We start from the raw sequence: 16,722 nt of genomic DNA on the forward strand, positions 1-16,722 counted from the left end.
CCCGACGCCCGGCGGGCACGGCCGGGAAACGGCCGGTTCCTAGCGTCCCCCTCGTCGCCGACGAGGAGGAGCCGCCGTGAGCACGCTCGTGTCCCCCCGCACCCCGGCCCCGGCCGCCGCCGGCCGCCGGGTCCCGATCACCGAATGGCACCCCGAGGACCCCGAGTTCTGGGCGACGACCGGCGCGCCGGTCGCCCGCCGCAACCTGTACGTCTCGATCTTCGTCGAGCACGTCGGCTTCTCCGTGTGGAGCCTCTGGTCGGTGATGGTGCTCTTCCTCGGCCCGCAGTACGGCATCGACCCGGCCGGGAAGTTCCTGCTCACCGCCGTGCCGGCCGCGCTCGGGGCGGTGCTGCGGCTGCCGTACACGCTGGCCGTGGCCCGCTTCGGCGGGCGGAACTGGACCATCGTGAGCGCCCTGCTGCTGCTGGCGCCGGCGGTGCCCATGGCGGTGCTGATCGAGCCCGGGGTGTCGTACGCCACGCTCATGGTGCTGGCCTGCCTCACCGGGGTGGGCGGGGGCAACTTCGCCTCCTCGATGGCCAACATCAACCTGTTCTTCCCGGAGCGGCTCAAGGGCCGGGCGCTCGGGCTCAACGCCGGCGGCGGGAACCTCGGCGTGCCGGCCGTGCAGCTCGTCGGGCTGGCGGTGCTGGCCACCGCGGGCGCCGCGTACCCCCGGCTGGTGCCGGCGGTCTACCTGCCGCTGATCGTGCTCGCGGCGCTCGCCGCGGCGCGCTGGCTGGACAACGTCCCCGGGGCGCGCAACGAGCCGGGCGCGCTGCGCGCGGCCGCCCGCGACCCGCACACCTGGGTGATGTCGCTGCTCTACATCGGCACCTTCGGCTCGTTCATCGGCTTCGGGTTCGCCTTCGGGCAGGTGCTCCAGCTCCAGTTCCACGACCGGTTCCCGACCCCGGTCGACGCCGCCTGGCTGACCTTCCTCGGGCCGCTGATCGGCTCGCTGATCCGGCCGCTCGGCGGCCAGCTCGCCGACCGGCTCGGCGGGGCCCGGATCACCTTCTGGAACTTCGTGGCGATGGCCGCCGGCGCCGGGCTGGTGCTCTACGCCGCCCGGGACCGCTCCTTCCCGCTCTACCTGACCGGGTTCCTGGCGCTCTTCGTCTTCTCCGGGATCGGCAACGGGTCGACCTACAAGATGATCCCGGCGATCTTCCGGGCCCGGGCGACGATCGAGGCGGAGCTGACCGGGGACCGGGCGGCGGCGGACCGGCGGGCCCGGCGGCTCTCCGGGGCGCTGATCGGCATCGCCGGTGCGGTCGGCGCGTCGGGCGGGGTGCTGGTGAACGTGGCCTTCCGGCAGTCCTTCCTCGCCGCCGGCACCGCCGACGCCGCCTACCTGGCCTTCATCGGCTGGTACGCGCTCTGTTTCCTGGTGACCTGGGCGATGTACCTGCGGCCGGGACGGCGTAAGCTGGCCGGCGTGTGACCTCCGCCATGGGAAAGGCGCAGGCCACGCGGGGTGACACCCCGTTTTGACCTGCCGCCCGGCGGCCGGGTATCGTTGCCTGCTGTTGTACGACATTCAGAGGCGTGCCGCATCAGGTACGCTTGGTCGTTCGTGCGCGCTGGTCCGGCCGGGAGCCCTGGTCACCTCGGCGCGCGACCCCAGACCGACGACGAGACAAGGTAGACCTGTGCGTACGTACAGCCCGAAGCCGGGTGAGATCGAGCGTCAGTGGCACGTCATCGACGCCTCTGATGTCGTGCTGGGCCGCCTCGCGACCCACGCCGCCACGCTGCTGCGTGGCAAGCACAAGCCGACTTTCGCGCCGCACGTCGACACGGGCGACTTCGTCGTCATCGTGAACGCGGGCAAGGTCGCGCTGACCGGCAACAAGCGGCAGACCAAGATCGCTTACCGGCACTCCGGTTACCCGGGTGGTCTGAAGCAGGTCGGCTACGAGGAGCTGCTGACCAAGCGGCCCGAGCGGGCCATCGAATTGGCCGTGAAGGGCATGCTCCCGCACAACAAGCTGGGCCGTCAGCTGCTCAAGAAGCTGAAGGTCTACGCCGGTGCCGAGCACCCGCACGCCGCGCAGCAGCCGGTGCCGTTCGAGATCAAGCAGATCGCGCAGTGAGCGCGGGCGAAGGAAGCAGCATGACCGACATCACCGCCACCGAGGTTGCCCCTGAGGCCACCGAGGCGCCGGCGCCCGTCGCCCGCGCGCCTCGTGGCGACCGCCCGATCCAGACCGTGGGTCGGCGCAAGGAGGCCATCGTCCGGGTCCGCATCGTCCCCGGCACCGGCAAGATCACCTGCAACGGCCGCGACCTCGAGGCCTACTTCCCGAGCAAGGTGCACCAGCAGCTGATCAAGGACCCGCTGGTCACCGCCGAGAAGCCCGAGGCGTTCGACGTGATCGCCAACCTGCGGGGCGGCGGCACCACCGGCCAGGCCGGCGCGCTGCGCCTGGCCATCGCCCGGGCGCTGATCGTGAGCGAGCCGGACGACCGCCCGGCCCTGAAGAAGGCCGGCTTCCTGACCCGCGACGCCCGGGTCAAGGAGAGCAAGAAGTACGGCCTCAAGAAGGCCCGCAAGGCTCCTCAGTACTCGAAGCGCTGATCACCACCAGCGCCGTGTACTTCTGACGGACGGCCGGGTCCGCCTCCCCACCGCGGGAGGGGGACCCGGCCGTCCGTTTTCCTCTCCCTCAACGGCAGTTCCATCGGAGGTTGGCGGGTATGGGCCGGTTGTTCGGCACGGACGGCGTACGCGGGCGGGCGAACGCGGATCTGACCCCGGAGTTGGCACTGGCGGTGGCGGTCGCCGCCGCGCACACGCTGGCCGAGTCGGACCGGAGCCATCCGCCGCTCGCCGTGGTCGGGCGGGACACCCGAGCCAGCGGCGAGATGCTGGAGGCCGCCGTGGTGGCCGGACTGACCAGCGCCGGCGCCAACGTGGTCCGGGTCGGCGTGCTCCCCACCCCGGCGGTGGCGTTCCTCACCGCCGAGGCCAAGGCCGACCTGGGCGTGATGCTCTCCGCCTCGCACAACCCCATGCCGGACAACGGGATCAAGCTCTTCGCCGCCGGCGGACACAAGCTGCCCGACGAGATCGAGATGCGGATCGAGGCGGCGGTCGAGGCGAACGCCACCACCGCCTGGGAGCGCCCGATCGGCGCCGGGGTGGGGCGGGTGCACGACCTGCTCGACGGCGCCGACCACTACGTCCAGCACCTGGTCGGGACCGTGCCGCACCGGCTGGACGGGATCAAGGTCGTGGTCGACTGCGCCAACGGCGCCGCCGCCGAGGTGGCCCCGGTGGCGTACCGGGAGGCCGGCGCCGAGGTGATCGCCATCCACGCCGAGCCGGACGGCCTGAACATCAACGACGAGTGCGGCTCCAACCACATCGACGCGTTGCGCGCCGCCGTGGTCGAGCACGGCGCCCACCTGGGCATCGCCCACGACGGCGACGCCGACCGCTGCGTCGCGGTCACCGCCGACGGCGACGAGGTCGACGGCGACCAGGTCATGGCGATCCTCGCGCTGGCCATGCGGGAGGCCGGCGAGCTGACCCGGGACACCCTGGTCGCCACCGTGATGAGCAACCTCGGCCTGCGGCTGGCCATGTCCGCGCAGGGCATCCGGCTGCTCGAGACCAAGGTCGGCGACCGGTACGTGCTGGAGGAACTGCGCGCCTCCGGCCTGGCGCTGGGCGGCGAGCAGAGCGGCCACATCGTGATGCCGGCACACGCGACCACCGGCGACGGAGTGCTCACCGGGCTGCACCTGATGTCCCGGATGGCCGCCACCGGCAGGTCCCTCGCCGACCTGGCCGGCGTGGTCACCAAGCTGCCCCAGGTGCTGATCAACGTGCCGGTGGGGGACCGCACGGTGGGCGCCGCCGCGCCGGCCGTCCGGGCCGAGGTGGAGCGGGCCGAAGCGGAGCTGGGCGAGACCGGCCGGGTGCTGCTCCGCCCGTCCGGCACCGAGCCGCTGGTCCGGGTGATGGTCGAGGCCGCCACCGAGTCGGCCGCCCGCTCGGTGGCCGAGCGGATCGCCGCGCAGGTCCGCACCGCCAGCCCGGTCGGCTGACCGGACGCGCTCGGCTAGAGCCGCAGGCGGGAGGCGCGGTCGAGGGTGTCGGCCGGGTCCTCCCCGTCGGTGAGGTCGATGTCCTCCACGACCCGGCCGTCGGCGAGACGGATCAGACGGTCGCACCGGGCGGCGATGGCGCGTTCGTGGGTCGCCAGCAGGACCGTCATGCCGTGCCGGTCGCGCAGATCGAGCAGCAGGTCGAGGATCTGGGTGCCGGTCGTCGAGTCGAGGTTGCCGGTCGGCTCGTCGGCCAGCAGGAGCCGGGGCGCGCCCATCAGCGCCCGGGCGATCGCCACCCGCTGCTGCTGGCCGCCGGAGAGCTGGGCGGGCAGCGCGCGTTCCCGGCCGGCGAGCCCGACCGCGTCCAGCAGTTCCCGGGCGCGGACCGCGTGGTCGGCGCGGCCCCGCCGGGGCAGCACCGGCGCGATCACGTTGTCCAGCACGGTCAGCGCCGGCAGCAGGTGGTAGCGCTGGAAGACGAAACCGACCCGCTGCCGGTAGCGGGCCAGCGCGGCCCGGCGCAGACCGGTGACCTCCACGTCGTCCACCGTCACGGTGCCCCGGTCCGCCTGCTCGATCGCACCGATCAGGTGCAGCAGCGTGGACTTGCCCGAGCCGCTCGGCCCGGTCAGCGCCACCACCGATCCCGGCGCGATCTCCAGCGACACGTCGTCGACGGCGGTGAGCCGCTCGGTGCCGCTGCGGAACTGCCGGACCAGCCCGGCGGTGCGCACCGTACTGCCCGTCGTCGCATCCATGGTCACTCCTCTGCCAGCAGTCGTGCGGTGGGAAGGCGGCGCAGCAGCGCGGCCGGGACGAGCGCCGCCAGGCAGCTGGCCAGCACGCCGGCCAGCGCCACGACGGCGGCCACCGTCACCAGCGCCGCCGGCAGCTCACCGACCAGCCAGGCCGCGCCGCCGAGCCCGAGGCCGGCGCCGGCGAGCGCGCCGAGCGCCCCGAGTGCGAAGCCCTCGTAGCCGATCAGGCGGCCCAGTGCGGCGTCGGTCCAGCCGGTGGCGCGCAACGTGGCCAGCTCGGCGGCGCGGTCCCGGATGTTCAGGTAGAGGACGTCGGCGACCGCCGCCGCCCCGAGCAGGACCGTGGCCACGGCCGCCAGGGTGTCGGCGCCGCGCACACCGAGCGACACGGTGTCGCCGAGCAGGCTGCCGACGATGGCGCCGCGGAAGGCGTACGCGGCGGCGGCCACCAGCGTCAGCGCGGCCACCCCGATGGCCAGCGCACCCGCGCCGAGCAGGGTCCGCCCGGGAGTGCGGACCAGGTTCACCAGGGCCAGGCCGGGCAGGGTGCGCGGCCGGCGTACCCACCGGGCGGTCGCCACCGGTGGGCGCAGCGCGGCGGCCGGATGGGCGCGGGCCGCCCGCAGCGCGGGCGCCAGGCCGGCGGCCAGCGCCAGCAGCAGCGCCACCGGTACGGCGAGCGACGCCCGCCGCCAGTCGACGCCGATGCCGAGGGCGGCGCCGAGCGGAACGGCGAGCCCGAGCGACAGCAGCCCGGCGGCGAGGCCGAGCAGGGCGACCTCGCCGAGGATGAGGGCCCCGATCCGGCGGGCCGGCCACCCGAGGCAGGCCAGCACCGCCAGTTCGGAGCGGCGGTCCCGGACGGCGGCGGAGACGGCGTTGCCAAGGAAGAGCACACAGACCACCAGCACCAGCAGGAACAGCACGGCGCTCTTGCGGTCCACCGCCTGGACGATGGTCGAGGCGACACCCAGCGCCGACCAGTTCTCGGTCAACCGCAGGTCGGGGCGGCCGAACGCGCCGGCCGGCAGCTCCACGGTCTGCGGGGCGGCGGACGAGCCCAGCGTGATGTCGACGTCCAGGCCGGTCGACCGGTTGATCTGCTCGGCGATCAGCCGGACCCGTTCCGCGGCCTGCCTGCTGTATCCCGCCACGCCGGCGACCCGCACCCGGATCGCGCTGATCGGCGCGGCGCGCTGCGGGCTGTTGCTGTCCGCCAGCATCTTCGGAACGTTGGCGAGGTTGAGCAGCACCAGCGGCGGCACCGAGAGGTAGCCGGCCGGATTGCCGCTCGGTTCCAGGGGCTGGCCGCCGAGCGTGGTGCGGCTGCGTTCGTCCGCGCCCTCGGCGCGCGGCGCCTCGTACGCCTCCAGCGGGACCGCGCCCAGGTCGCTGAAGCCGGCCAGCTTCTCCGGGTCGAACACCCCGACGGCCTGCCACTGGCGGTACCGCGTGGCCGCGCCGCCCTCCTTGCCAGCGAGGGCCCGGATCGGCCGGAAGCCGGTGTCCTCGGCCAGCCAGGGCCGGGGCAGGAAGTTGTAGGTGAACTGGGTGCCGTAGACGTCGCGGTCCGCGGGCGGCACCGCGTCGGCGCGCAGGGTGCCGTCCGGCAGCTCGCGATAGGTCACCGGGCCGGCCTGGATGACCCGCTGGAGCTGGCCGCGGCAGCAGGCGTCCCCGGCGACGCCCTTCGCCAGGTGGGCCTGGTAGGCGGCGCCGGCGTCGACCGCACCGGTGCCGGCCGGGATGCCGGTGGCGCGGTTCAGGGTCTGCTCGAGGTCGATGGCCGGCACGGTGGCCGGCCGGGCCGTGGGCAGTCGGGTGAACCGGACCCGCACCGTGCTGTCGAAGAAGGGACGGTTGGTGACGAGCGCCGGTGCGGTCTGGGTGACCAACGTGCCGCCCCGGCTTTCGGCCACCGGGTCGTCGGCGCGCACCGGCCGGCCGCTGACCACCGCGGAGTCCAGTCCCACGAGCCGGTTCTCGGCGCCGGGGTCGACGGCGGCGACCAGCAACGGCACGGTCAGCTGATAGCTGAGCACCAGGCGGTCGGTGGTGGTCGGGGCGTTGCCCGGCGCGAGCAGCCCGTTGGCCGCCTCGAACCGGCCGTCCGGCAGCAGCCGTACCGAGTCCAGGCTCCACACCTGCCGTTCGGAGAGCGTGGCGGGACTGGCCTGCAGCCCGCCGAACATCGGATCGCAGATCGGACGGCTCACCCCGCCCGGGAACACCTCCCGCGGAACGGGCCCGCACAGGTCGTCCCACGGGTACGACCGGCCGTCGGTGTACGGCACCGTCTGCGCCGAGAGGTCGCCTTCCAAGCGGGGGTAGATGAGGCGGTGCTTCGTCACGTACACGTAGCGCGGCTTGGCCGGCGCGGTGGAGAGGCCGCGTTCGGCGACGAAGGTGGGGTCGACCCGGATCACCTGCCGGTCCAGGCCGCGGTCCACCGCGTCGGTGACGTCGAACGACATGGGCACCGGCGCGGTGGAGTGGCCCAGCATCGCGATGGGCGCGGCCACGTCGACCCCGCCCACCGCCCTGACCTGCTCGTACTGAGCGGTGGTGATGCCGCCGAAGAGGCCGGAGAGATAGTTGGGGCGGACCAGCCGCCGCTCGACCTCCAGCGGGGTGCGCGTCCCCTTGGGACGGACCAGAATCTGGTACGCGGCCCCGGTGTTCCGTTCCACGGTGCCGGTGACCTCCAGCCGGGAGGTCGTGGTGGCGCCGGTCAGGACGGTGAAGCCGGTGGTTGCCACCAGGACCCCGGCCAGCAGCGCCACCGACCGCCCCGCACGGCCACGAAGCTGCCCCCAGATGACATGGAACATTCGCGCCTCCCCGTGTGCTGACTCACACTGTGCGCGATACATTGTGACAATGCAAGGCCCCTCGGGGTGCCTGTCCGGAACCGGATCGGAGGAGACGGTGGCGATCCAGCACGCGGTCCTGGCCCTGCTCGCCCGCGGTCCCAGCTACGGCTACGAGCTGAAGGGCGCCTTCGAGGCGGCGGTCGGCCCGCAGTGGGGCCCACTCAACATCGGGCACCTCTACCAGATCCTCGACCGGCTCTCCCGGGACGACCTCGTGGTGGCCGAGCGGCACGCCCAGCCGGTGAAGCCGGACCGGGTGGTCTACGAGATCACCGAGGCCGGCCGGGCCGAACTGGACCGCTGGCTGGCCGAACCGAGCCCGCGCAGCGGCGGCTTCCGGGACGACTTCTTCCTGAAGATCACCGCCGCCGCCCGGTCCGGCGAGGCGGCGACGGTGCGCACCGTCCTCACCAATCAGCGCGGCCACCTGATGCGCGAGCTGCGCAACCTCGACGGCCTGCGCCGCCGGACCGACGATCCGGTGGTCGGGCTGCTGCTCGCGGCGGCGAGCCGGCACGTCGAGGCGGACCTCGCCTTCGTCGACGACGCCGAGGCGGTGCTGCTGGCCGACGGCGGCGCGCTGCTCGCCACGCTCACCGGCAGCCCGTCCACGCACAGCGCGCCGAGGCCGGCGAGCGGTCCCGCCCAGGCCGCCGGCTGACCGCGAACGTGGCCCACCGGTCCGCGGGGCGGTCCGGCGGGCCGGCGGGCCCCCGCGGCCGGGCCGGCGTGGGGGGCGTCAGGCGGGCGGGAGCCGGCGGAGGAACCGGTCGGCCAGGTCGAGGATCTGGTCGGGGCCCAGTTCCAGCGCCGGACCGGCGACGGTCACCTCGGCCAGCGCCAGGCCGGGCACCTCGGTGTCCCGCCAGCCGGCGACGAACCACGCCCGCTCCTCCTCGGCGAGTGCGAGGTTGGCCGCGTTGAGCGCCTCCGCCGGATGCGGCAGCCAGAGCCGGAACTGATGGGTGTGCGGGGGAGCCGGATGGACCCGCGCGCCGGGCAGCGCGGCCAGCGCGGCGGCGACCACCTTCGCGTGAGCCACGTACCCGGGCAGCCGGGGCAGTTCGCGCGCCAGCCCGGCGAGCGCGGCCAGCGCGGCCGGCCACTGCTGGAACAGGTTCCCGCCGTGCCGGTGCCGCCAGGCACGGGCGTACCGGGCCAGCTCGGCGTCGCCGGCCAGGGCCGCGCCCGAGTGGCCGCCCAGGGACTTGTAGAACGAGACGTACGTGCTGTCGGCCAGGGCCGCGACCTCGGCCGTCGAGTGTCCGAGGTGGACGGTGGACTCCCAGAGCCGGGCCCCGTCCAGGTGCACCCGGGCGCCGCACCGGCGGGCCGCGCCGACCACCGCCACCAGCTCGTCCCAGGTCGGCAGCACGAACCCGGCGTCGCGCAGCGGAAGCTCCAGCAGCAGCGTGCCGATCGGCTCGTCGAGCGCGGCGACCTCCTCGGCCGTCGGGTTGCGGGGCGCCGCCGTGGTCCGCACCGCCCGCAGGCCGCCGAGCACCGCGTACGCGTCCCGCTCGTGCACCAGCGGATGGCTGAGCGGGTGCAGGCCGACGCTGTCCCGGCCGGTCAGCTCGGCACCGAGGCGCATCGCCACCTGCTGGGCCATCGTCCCGGTGGGGAAGAAGACGGCCGCCTCGACGTCGAGCAGCTCGGCGACCCGGCCCTCCAGCTCCTCGACCGCCCCGCCCTCGCCGTAGCTGTCCGGCAGCGCGGCGTCGCCGGCGATGGCGCCGAGCGCCGCCAACTGCTCCGGCACCGAGGCCGGCCGGGTGCCGGAGAGCACCGTGTCGCAGCCGCGCTGCGCGCTGATCCGGCGCAGCCGGTCGGCGTACCCGTCGGTCATCGGCCCTCCTTCAGCTCGCGCAGCCGGGCGACGGCCTCGGTGAGCACCTCGGGACGCTTGCAGAAGGCGAACCGGACCAGCCGCCGTCCCGCCTCCGCGTCGTCGTAGAAGACCTGGGTCGGTACGGCCACCACCCCGCACCGCTCCGGCAGCGACCGGCAGAACTCCACCCCGTCCCGCCCGCCCAGCCGGGTCACGTCGGCGGTGACGAAGTAGCTGCCCTCCGGGGTGAACACGTCGAACCCGGCGTCCGCCAGGCCGGCGACGAGCCGGTCGCGGCGGCGTTGCAGGCTGTCCCGGAAGTCGGTGAAGTAGGCGTCCGGCAGGGCGAGCGCCACCGCGACGGCCGGTTGCAGCGGCCCGGCGTTGACGAAGGTGAGGAACTGCTTCACCCGCAGCACCGCGGAGACCAGCGGCCGGGGGCCACTCACCCAGCCGACCTTCCAGCCGGTGCAGGAGAACGTCTTGCCGGCCGAGGAGATGCGCAGGGTCCGCTCCCGCATCCCGGGGAGGGTGGCCAGCGGTACGTGCGGCGCGGCGGCGTCGGAGAAGACCAGGTGCTCATAGACCTCGTCGGTGACCGCGTACGCGTCGTGCTCCTGGCACAGCTCGGCGACCAGCGCCAGCTCGTCGGGGGTGAAGACCTTGCCGGTCGGGTTGTGCGGCGAGTTGAGCAGCACCAGCCGGGTCCGCGGCCCGAACGCCGCGCGCAGCTCGGCCGGGTCGAAGGCGTACCGGCCGTCGGCGCCGGGGCGCAGCGTGACCGGCCGGCGGACCGCGCCGGCCAGGGCGATCGAGGCCGCGTACGAGTCGTAGTAGGGCTCGAAGCAGACCACCTCGTCGCCGGGTTCGCAGAGGGCGAGGATGGCCGCGGCGATCGCCTCGGTGGCGCCCGCCGTCACCACGATCTCGCCGTCCGGGTCGTACGCCAGTCCCCAGAACCGCCGCTGGTGAGCCGCGACGGCCGCGCGCAGGGCCGGGATGCCCGGACCGGGCGGGTACTGGTTGTGGCCGGAGCGCAGCGCCTGGGCGGCGGCGGCGAGCATCTCCGGCGGGCCGTCGGTGTCGGGGAAACCCTGCCCGAGGTTGACCGCGCCGGTGCGGACGGCCAGCGCGGACATCTCGGCGAAGATGGTGGTGCCGAACGGCCGCATCCGGGCCACCAGCGGATCGGTCGTGGTCACGCCGGCCAGCCTACGGGCCGGCGCGGACGCCGCACGACCGCCGGGTCGTCACGAGCCGAAGCAGCTCGCCATGCCTCCGGTCGCGCTCGAGTCCCGGGAGACGACCGTGCCGTTGATGGTGATCCGGCAGGTCACCCCGTCGTTGCGCTGGTCGGCGGCCAGGGCGACGATCTGCAGGTGCTTCCGGTCGTTGGCGGTGAGCGCCAGCCGCCAGGGCGGCGCTACCCGGTTGACGTGGCGGAAGACGCCGTTGGCGTCGTAGAACTGGACGTTCGCCGCGCCCGTGCCGGTGACCTCGTACAGCACGGTGAACCGGCCGGGCCCGCCGGAGGGGGTGGTGGCGGGGGCCGGTGCCGCGTCCCCGGCCGGCTCGTCGGTCGGGTCGGCGTCGGGTCCGTCGAACGTCGGGTGGTACGGCTCGCCGGAGGCGCCCGGGTCGTTCAGGAAGCTGCCGAGCACGCCCAGCCCGATGCAGCCGCAGAAGGCGAGCACCACGGCGACGACCACGGTCACCACGACGGCCACCACCCTTCCGCCGGCGGAGCGGCCCCGGGCCGGCGTGGGGTACGCGTACGGCGGCGGGTAGCCGGCCGGGGGCCAGCCCGAACCGGGCGCGCCGCCGGACCAGATCGGCGCGGGCGGGCCGCCGCCGGGCGGCGGCGGGCCCGCCGGGGCACCCGGACCGCCCGCCCCCGGCGCGGGCCAGCCGCCCGGCCCCGGTTCCGCCGGCCAAGCGGTCGATCCCGGTGCCGCCGGCCGACCGGAGGGTCCCGGCTCTGCGGGCCAGCCGCCCGGCCTTGGCTCTGCGGGCCAGCCGCCCGGGCCGGGCTCTGCGGGCCAGCCGCCCGGCCCCGGTGCCGGTGTCCAGCCGGAGGGTGCCGCCGGCGCGTCGGGCGGCGGTCCCGGCCTGGCCGGCGGCTCGGCTCCGGGCTGCGGGGTCGCTCCGGCGGCGTCCGGGGCCGACCCCGGCGCCTGCCACGGGCTCGGGGTCCAGGGGGTCGGGGTCCAGGGGGCCGGCGGGGCCCAGGGCCGCGGGGCGCTGAGCGGGTCCGGCGGCGTCCAGGTCGTGGGTTCCGGGGCGGCCGGCGAGGCGGTGGGATCGCTCGGGCCGCTGTGCTGGCCCGGCTCGGGGGTCGGGGTCGTCTCGGACATCGGGCTCAGCTCGCAGGGGGACGGCGCGGACGAACGCGGGACGGGCGGGTCGGGGCCGGTCGGCCCGACCAGGGCCTTCAATGTAGGGCCGGGCCGCCATTCGCGGGTACCCGCGCGAGGCGTCCCCCCGAGGGCTCCGCCGGGCCGCCGGCCGTCGATCCGTCGCCATGCGGCCGGCCGGCCGGGGCGTTCGAGTGGTTTGTCCGATCCTCGCCCTCCGCTCACCAGTTCGCTCAAATTCTGTGATCGTTTACCGGGCTTCCGAGCACGCGCGATGAGCGAAACTGGGTTAGGCTGCGGACCATGTGTGGAATCGTGGGTTACGCCGGCGCGCGCCCGGCGCTCGGCATCGTGCTGGACGGATTGCGGCGGCTGGAATACCGCGGTTACGACTCGGCCGGCGTGGCCGTCGTCTGCGAGGACGAGCTGCTGATCGAGAAGAAGGCCGGCAAGCTGGCCAACCTGGAGAAGGTCCTCTCCGAGCGGGCGGCCGACAACCCCGAGGACTGCGCCGCCAGCCCGATCGGCATCGGCGACGGCACCACCGGCATCGGCCACACCCGGTGGGCCACCCACGGCGGCCCGACCGACCGCAACGCCCACCCGCACCTGTCGCCCGACGGCCGGGTCGCGGTGATCCACAACGGCATCATCGAGAACTTCGCCAAGCTCCGCGCCGAGCTGGAGGCCGACGGCGTCGAGTTCGCCAGCGACACCGACACCGAGTGCGCCGCCCACCTGCTCGCCCGGGCGCTGGCCGACCTGCGCTCGGCCGGCGAGGTGGACAGCCCGCAGCTGCTCGCCTCCGCCATGCGGGTGGTCTGCCAGCGGCTGGAGGGCGCCTTCACGCTGCTCGCCGCCGACGCCGGCATCCCCGGCGCGGTGGTCGGCGCCCGGCGCAACTCGCCCCTGGTCGTCGGCCGCGGTGTTGGGGAGAACTACCTCGCCAGCGACGTGGCGGCGTTCATCGAGCACACCCGCGACGCGGTCGAGCTGGGTCAGGACCAGATCGTCCTGATCACCCCGGACGACATCGAGATCACCGACTTCGCCGGGCAGCCCGCCACCGGCAAGGACTTCCACATCGACTGGGACTCCTCGGCCGCCGAGAAGGGCGGCTACGACTGGTTCATGCTCAAGGAGATCGAGGAGCAGCCGCAGGCCATCGCCGACACGCTGCTCGGCCGGCTCACCGAGACCGGCGAGATCGCCCTCGACGAGGTCCGCCTCAGCGAGCAGGACCTGCGCGACGTCGACAAGATCTTCATCGTCGCCTGCGGCACCGCCTACCACTCCGGCCTGGTCGCCAAGTACGCCATCGAACACTGGACCCGGATCCCCTGCGAGGTCGAGCTGGCCAGCGAGTTCCGCTACCGCGACCCGGTGCTGGACCGGTCCACCCTGATCGTGGTGATCTCGCAGTCCGGCGAGACCATGGACACCCTGATGGCGCTGCGCCACGCCAAGGAGCAGAAGGCCCGGGTGCTGGCCATCTGCAACACCAACGGCTCCACCATCCCGCGCGAGTCCGACGCCGTCCTCTACACCCACGGCGGCCCGGAGATCGCGGTCGCCTCCACCAAGGCGTTCCTCACCCAGCTCGTCGCCTGCTACCTGATCGGCCTGCACCTGGCCCAGGTGCGCGGGATCAAGTTCGCCGACGAGGTGGGCGCGGTGGTGGCCCAGCTCCAGGAGATGCCGGGCAAGCTGCGCGAGCTGCTGGACCGGATCGAGCCGGTCCGGGAGCTGGCTCGGGAGCTGAAGTCCGAGCCGACCGTGCTGTTCATCGGCCGGCACGTCGGCTACCCGGTGGCCCTGGAGGGCGCGCTCAAGCTCAAGGAACTGGCGTACATGCACGCCGAAGGCTTCGCCGCCGGCGAGCTGAAGCACGGCCCGATCGCCCTGATCGACAAGGGCACCCCGGTCATCTGCATCGTGCCCTCGCCGGTCGGCCGGGGCATGCTGCACGACAAGGTCGTCTCCAACATCCAGGAGGTGCGCGCGCGGGGCGCCCGCACCATCGTGATCGCGGAGGAGGGGGACGAGGCGGTGGTCCGCTACGCCGACCACCTGATCTACGTGCCGCGCACGCCGACGCTGCTGGCGCCCCTGGTGACCACGGTGCCGTTGCAGGTGCTCGCCGCCGAGATCGCCGCCGCCCGCGGTCACGACGTCGACCAGCCGCGCAACCTGGCCAAGTCGGTCACCGTCGAGTAGTCGACCCCGCCCGGGCCCCGCCGCCGTACGCCGGTGACGGGGCCCGCGCGCATCCGGCGCGGGCCGCCCGCCGGGGCCGGGTGTGCGGGGCGCGTGCGGGTCCGGCGCGGGCCGCCCGTCCGGGCCGGGTGCGCGGGGCGCGGTCATCGGCCGAGCACGATCCGGGCCATCCCGTCCAGTGCCGGGTTGCCCGGGTCCCAGTAGCCGGTGTGGCCGTGCCGGCCGCTGGGAAAACTCCGGCCGCCGAAATCCGGGTCGCTCGGGTCCCGGCCGAACCAGAGCTCGTGCTCGCCGGGCAGCACGGCCAGCACCGGGCCGAGCGGCGTACCGGCCAGCACGGCCCGGCGGGCCAGTTCCTCCGGCGGCCGGGTCAGCCGGATCACGTCGTCCGGCGCGGTGGCGGCCCACACCTGACCGGGCGGCATCCGCAGCTCGGCGGCGTGGTCGACCCCGACGCCGGGGGAGCCGACGAAGACCAGCGCGTCGGCGCTGAGCCCGTGGTCGCGGGCGGCGGCGCCGACCACCAGCGAGCCGTAGCTGTGCCCGAGCACGGTCTGCCGGGCCGGCGGGGCGTCGTGCGAGGCGCGCAGCCCTTCCTGGAACCGGTGCAGGGCGGGGCCGGCCTCCTCGGCCTGCCGGGCACCGGACGCCTCGGTCAGGAAGTCCGGGGCGTCGTAGTCCAGCCAGAGCACGGCCGCGGCCTCCTCGGTCGGGGCGAGCGCGGCGCACCGGTCCAGCACCCGGGCGGCCCGGCCCAGCTCACCCGGGGCATCGGCGAGGTCCGCGGTCATCCCCGGCACGTACGTCAGCACGGCGCCCGCCCGGTCCGGGTTGCCCAGCGCCACCACCGCCCGCCCGTCCGCCGCCGGGTCGAGCCCGAGCAGGTAGGCGCGCGGGTCCCCCGGCGCGGCCAGCCGCTCGGCGAGCCCGTCGAGGCCGCGCAGGGCCGCCTCGACCCGGGTGAGCGCGGCCAGCCGGGCCAGCTCGGCCGGCCCCGGCGGCACCGGCCGCAGCAGCCGGCGGCGCCGGGCCGTCAGCTCCGCTCGCCGCTCGGCCAGCAGCAGCCGGTTGGCCTGATCCCGGGCCGCCACCGGCACCCCGTCGAGACCGCCCACCCGGGCCGGCTCGTGCCGGACCAGCCACCGTCGCTCGGCCGGGGTGAGCCCGGACCACCAGCGGCTCACCTCGGCGGGGGTGGCCCCTGGCGGCGGCCGCCAGGCGGGCGGGACGCTCACCCAGCCGGTGACCGCGGCCGTCGCCAACCCGGTCAGCCGGCCGGCGGCCTCCCGGTCCGCCGCGCCGGCCAGCGCCAGCGCGCCGCGTACCTCGGCGGCGACCTGGACCACCGCGGGACCGGCCTGCGCCCGGGGGCGGCCCGGACCGGGGCGGACCGCGCCCGTCCGGTCGATCGACAGGCCGCCCGCCTCGGCGTGCACCACGGCGGCGGCGAGCCGGGCCTTCGCCACCCGCAGCCGGGCGGCCAGCTCGGCCAGCGTCTGGTCGGCCTCCAGCAGCGCGGGCAGCACGTCGGCCAGGTCGGTCCGGAGCCCGCCGAGCCGCCCCTGCGCGCCGGTGGCCGCCCCGCCGGACCAGCCGGGACGCAGCGCGGCGGCCCGGGCGTCGAGCGCGTCGGCCCGGTGCCGGAGCGGATCGGTGAGCGCCCGCCAGGCCGCCCCGGCGGCCGACCAGCCGGCCGGGTCGGCCCGCCAGAGCTGGGCGTACCCGACCGGGGTGGCCGGGCCGGTCACCGGGGGATCCCGGTCAGCCGGGCGGCGACCCGCTCGTCGACCGCCTCGTAGCCCTCGGCGGCGGCGCGGACCGCGTCGGCGGTGCGCGCCAGCCGGGCGGCCAGCGACCCGCACCAGCGGTGCACCGCCGCCTCCAGATCGGCCAGCGCCGCCCCGGCCCGCCACCCGTCCGCCGGGACGAGCAGACCCGGCGCGGCGGCCAGCCCGTGCGCCAGCCGGTACGCGTCGTCGCCCAGCTCCCGGGCCACCGCGCGGAGCAGTTCCGGCTCGACGGTCAACGGCTCCTCGGACATCGAAGCCCTCCCCGGGGGCGACGGGCCGCCGGCGCGGCGGCCGGCGGGAGCGGAACGGACACCGGGGACGCTACGTGGCGCGGGAGCACCCCGGCCGGCCCTGTGGACGGCGGCCGGCGGCCGTACCGGCGGTTCTCCACAGGGCGTTGCCCCCGGCGTGCCCGGCGGCTAATGTGCGGCCCCCGCCGCCGGTAGGGTGAGCCTCGTGATCGTGGCTGTCGGCATCGACGTGGTGCTGGTGGACCGGTTCGCCCGGTCCCTGGCGCGCACGCCGCTGCTCGCCGACCGCCTGTTCACCGAGACGGAGCGCTACACCCGCACCGGTCACCCGCGCTCGGCGGAGTCGATGGCCGCCCGCTTCGCGGCCAAGGAGGCGGTGGCCAAGGCGCTCGGGGCGCCGGCCGGGCTGAACTGGCACGACTGCGAGGTGGTGGCGGACCCGGCCGGCCGGCCCTGGCTGACCGTCGCCGGCACGGTGGCGGCCGCAGCGGCCGAGCGGGGGATCAACCACTGGCATCTGTCGCTGTCGCACGACGGCGGGATCGCCTCGGCGATGGTGGTCGCGGAACGCTGAGTCGACCGG

The 16,722-nt window shown here is 75.3% G+C and carries 14 protein-coding genes; 7 read left to right on the forward strand and 7 right to left on the reverse strand.

Going from position 1 to position 16,722, the window contains the following annotated elements; all coding sequences use genetic code 11:
• The first annotated feature begins 76 nt into the window (after window positions 1-76).
• The 4 genes from ACIBPB_RS16490 to glmM all read left to right on the forward strand — a co-directional run bounded on the left by ACIBPB_RS16490 (window position 77) and on the right by glmM (window position 4,062).
• Window positions 77-1,450 carry an MFS transporter gene (locus ACIBPB_RS16490; RefSeq protein ID WP_396840413.1) on the forward strand — a complete coding sequence of 458 codons (1,374 nt, stop codon included), beginning with the start codon at window positions 77-79 and terminating at the stop codon, window positions 1,448-1,450.
• 208 nt (window positions 1,451-1,658) lie between these two features.
• Window positions 1,659-2,102: a 50S ribosomal protein L13 gene (rplM, locus tag ACIBPB_RS16495; RefSeq protein ID WP_396840414.1), complete on the forward strand. Its 444-nt coding sequence runs from the start codon at window positions 1,659-1,661 to the stop codon at window positions 2,100-2,102.
• 20 nt (window positions 2,103-2,122) lie between these two features.
• A complete protein-coding gene (gene rpsI, locus ACIBPB_RS16500) occupies window positions 2,123-2,587 on the forward strand; it encodes a 30S ribosomal protein S9 (RefSeq protein ID WP_018784602.1) in 465 nt (154 codons plus the stop codon).
• A gap of 119 nt (window positions 2,588-2,706) precedes the next feature.
• On the forward strand, window positions 2,707-4,062 hold the full coding sequence (gene glmM / locus ACIBPB_RS16505; RefSeq protein WP_396840415.1) for a phosphoglucosamine mutase: 1,356 nt from the start codon (window positions 2,707-2,709) through the stop codon (window positions 4,060-4,062).
• 14 nt (window positions 4,063-4,076) lie between these two features.
• On the opposite strand, the gene ACIBPB_RS16510 is transcribed toward glmM, so the two are convergent.
• Entirely contained in the window at window positions 4,077-4,823 is a 747-nt protein-coding gene (locus ACIBPB_RS16510; RefSeq protein ID WP_396840416.1) for an ABC transporter ATP-binding protein, read from the reverse strand.
• A 2-nt stretch (window positions 4,824-4,825) separates the two neighbouring features.
• Window positions 4,826-7,654 (reverse strand): FtsX-like permease family protein, encoded by a 2,829-nt coding sequence (locus ACIBPB_RS16515; protein WP_396840417.1) that lies wholly within the window; start codon window positions 7,652-7,654, stop codon window positions 4,826-4,828.
• Between the two features lie 97 nt (window positions 7,655-7,751).
• Between ACIBPB_RS16515 and ACIBPB_RS16520 the strand changes: the two genes are divergently transcribed.
• Window positions 7,752-8,357, forward strand: a complete 606-nt coding sequence (locus tag ACIBPB_RS16520; RefSeq protein WP_396840419.1) for a helix-turn-helix transcriptional regulator — start codon at window positions 7,752-7,754, stop codon at window positions 8,355-8,357.
• Between the two features lie 78 nt (window positions 8,358-8,435).
• Here ACIBPB_RS16520 and ACIBPB_RS16525 read toward each other — a convergent pair whose 3' ends face one another.
• From ACIBPB_RS16525 to ACIBPB_RS16535, 3 genes are read right to left on the reverse strand one after another with little or no spacing between them, the layout of a single operon-like run.
• The gene (locus tag ACIBPB_RS16525) at window positions 8,436-9,545 is read right to left on the reverse strand and encodes a threonine aldolase family protein (protein WP_396840421.1); all 1,110 of its coding nucleotides are present in this window, start codon (window positions 9,543-9,545) and stop codon (window positions 8,436-8,438) included.
• On the reverse strand, window positions 9,542-10,729 hold the full coding sequence (locus ACIBPB_RS16530) for a pyridoxal phosphate-dependent aminotransferase (protein WP_396840422.1): 1,188 nt from the start codon (window positions 10,727-10,729) through the stop codon (window positions 9,542-9,544). Before ACIBPB_RS16530 ends, ACIBPB_RS16525 begins: the two co-directional genes overlap by 4 nt.
• A gap of 48 nt (window positions 10,730-10,777) precedes the next feature.
• Window positions 10,778-11,254 carry an MmpS family transport accessory protein gene (locus ACIBPB_RS16535; RefSeq protein WP_396840423.1) on the reverse strand — a complete coding sequence of 159 codons (477 nt, stop codon included), beginning with the start codon at window positions 11,252-11,254 and terminating at the stop codon, window positions 10,778-10,780.
• Between the two features lie 930 nt (window positions 11,255-12,184).
• Between ACIBPB_RS16535 and glmS the strand changes: the two genes are divergently transcribed.
• Complete coding sequence (glmS, locus tag ACIBPB_RS16540; RefSeq protein ID WP_396840425.1) at window positions 12,185-14,098, forward strand: glutamine--fructose-6-phosphate transaminase (isomerizing); 1,914 nt, start codon at window positions 12,185-12,187, stop codon at window positions 14,096-14,098.
• A 143-nt stretch (window positions 14,099-14,241) separates the two neighbouring features.
• Here the strand turns inward: glmS and ACIBPB_RS16545 are convergent, their stop codons facing one another.
• Complete coding sequence (locus tag ACIBPB_RS16545; protein WP_396840426.1) at window positions 14,242-15,846, reverse strand: alpha/beta hydrolase; 1,605 nt, start codon at window positions 15,844-15,846, stop codon at window positions 14,242-14,244.
• The gene (locus ACIBPB_RS16550; RefSeq protein WP_396840427.1) at window positions 15,843-16,139 is read right to left on the reverse strand and encodes a type VII secretion target; all 297 of its coding nucleotides are present in this window, start codon (window positions 16,137-16,139) and stop codon (window positions 15,843-15,845) included. The genes ACIBPB_RS16545 and ACIBPB_RS16550 overlap by 4 nt, the downstream gene beginning before the upstream one ends.
• A 205-nt stretch (window positions 16,140-16,344) precedes the next feature.
• Between ACIBPB_RS16550 and ACIBPB_RS16555 the strand changes: the two genes are divergently transcribed.
• The gene (locus ACIBPB_RS16555; protein WP_046562860.1) at window positions 16,345-16,713 is read left to right on the forward strand and encodes a holo-ACP synthase; all 369 of its coding nucleotides are present in this window, start codon (window positions 16,345-16,347) and stop codon (window positions 16,711-16,713) included.
• The last annotated feature ends 9 nt before the right edge of the window (window positions 16,714-16,722 follow it).

It is taken from the genome of Micromonospora sp. NPDC049836, from assembly GCF_044465125.1.
Taxonomy (GTDB): Bacteria; Actinomycetota; Actinomycetes; order Mycobacteriales; family Micromonosporaceae; genus Micromonospora.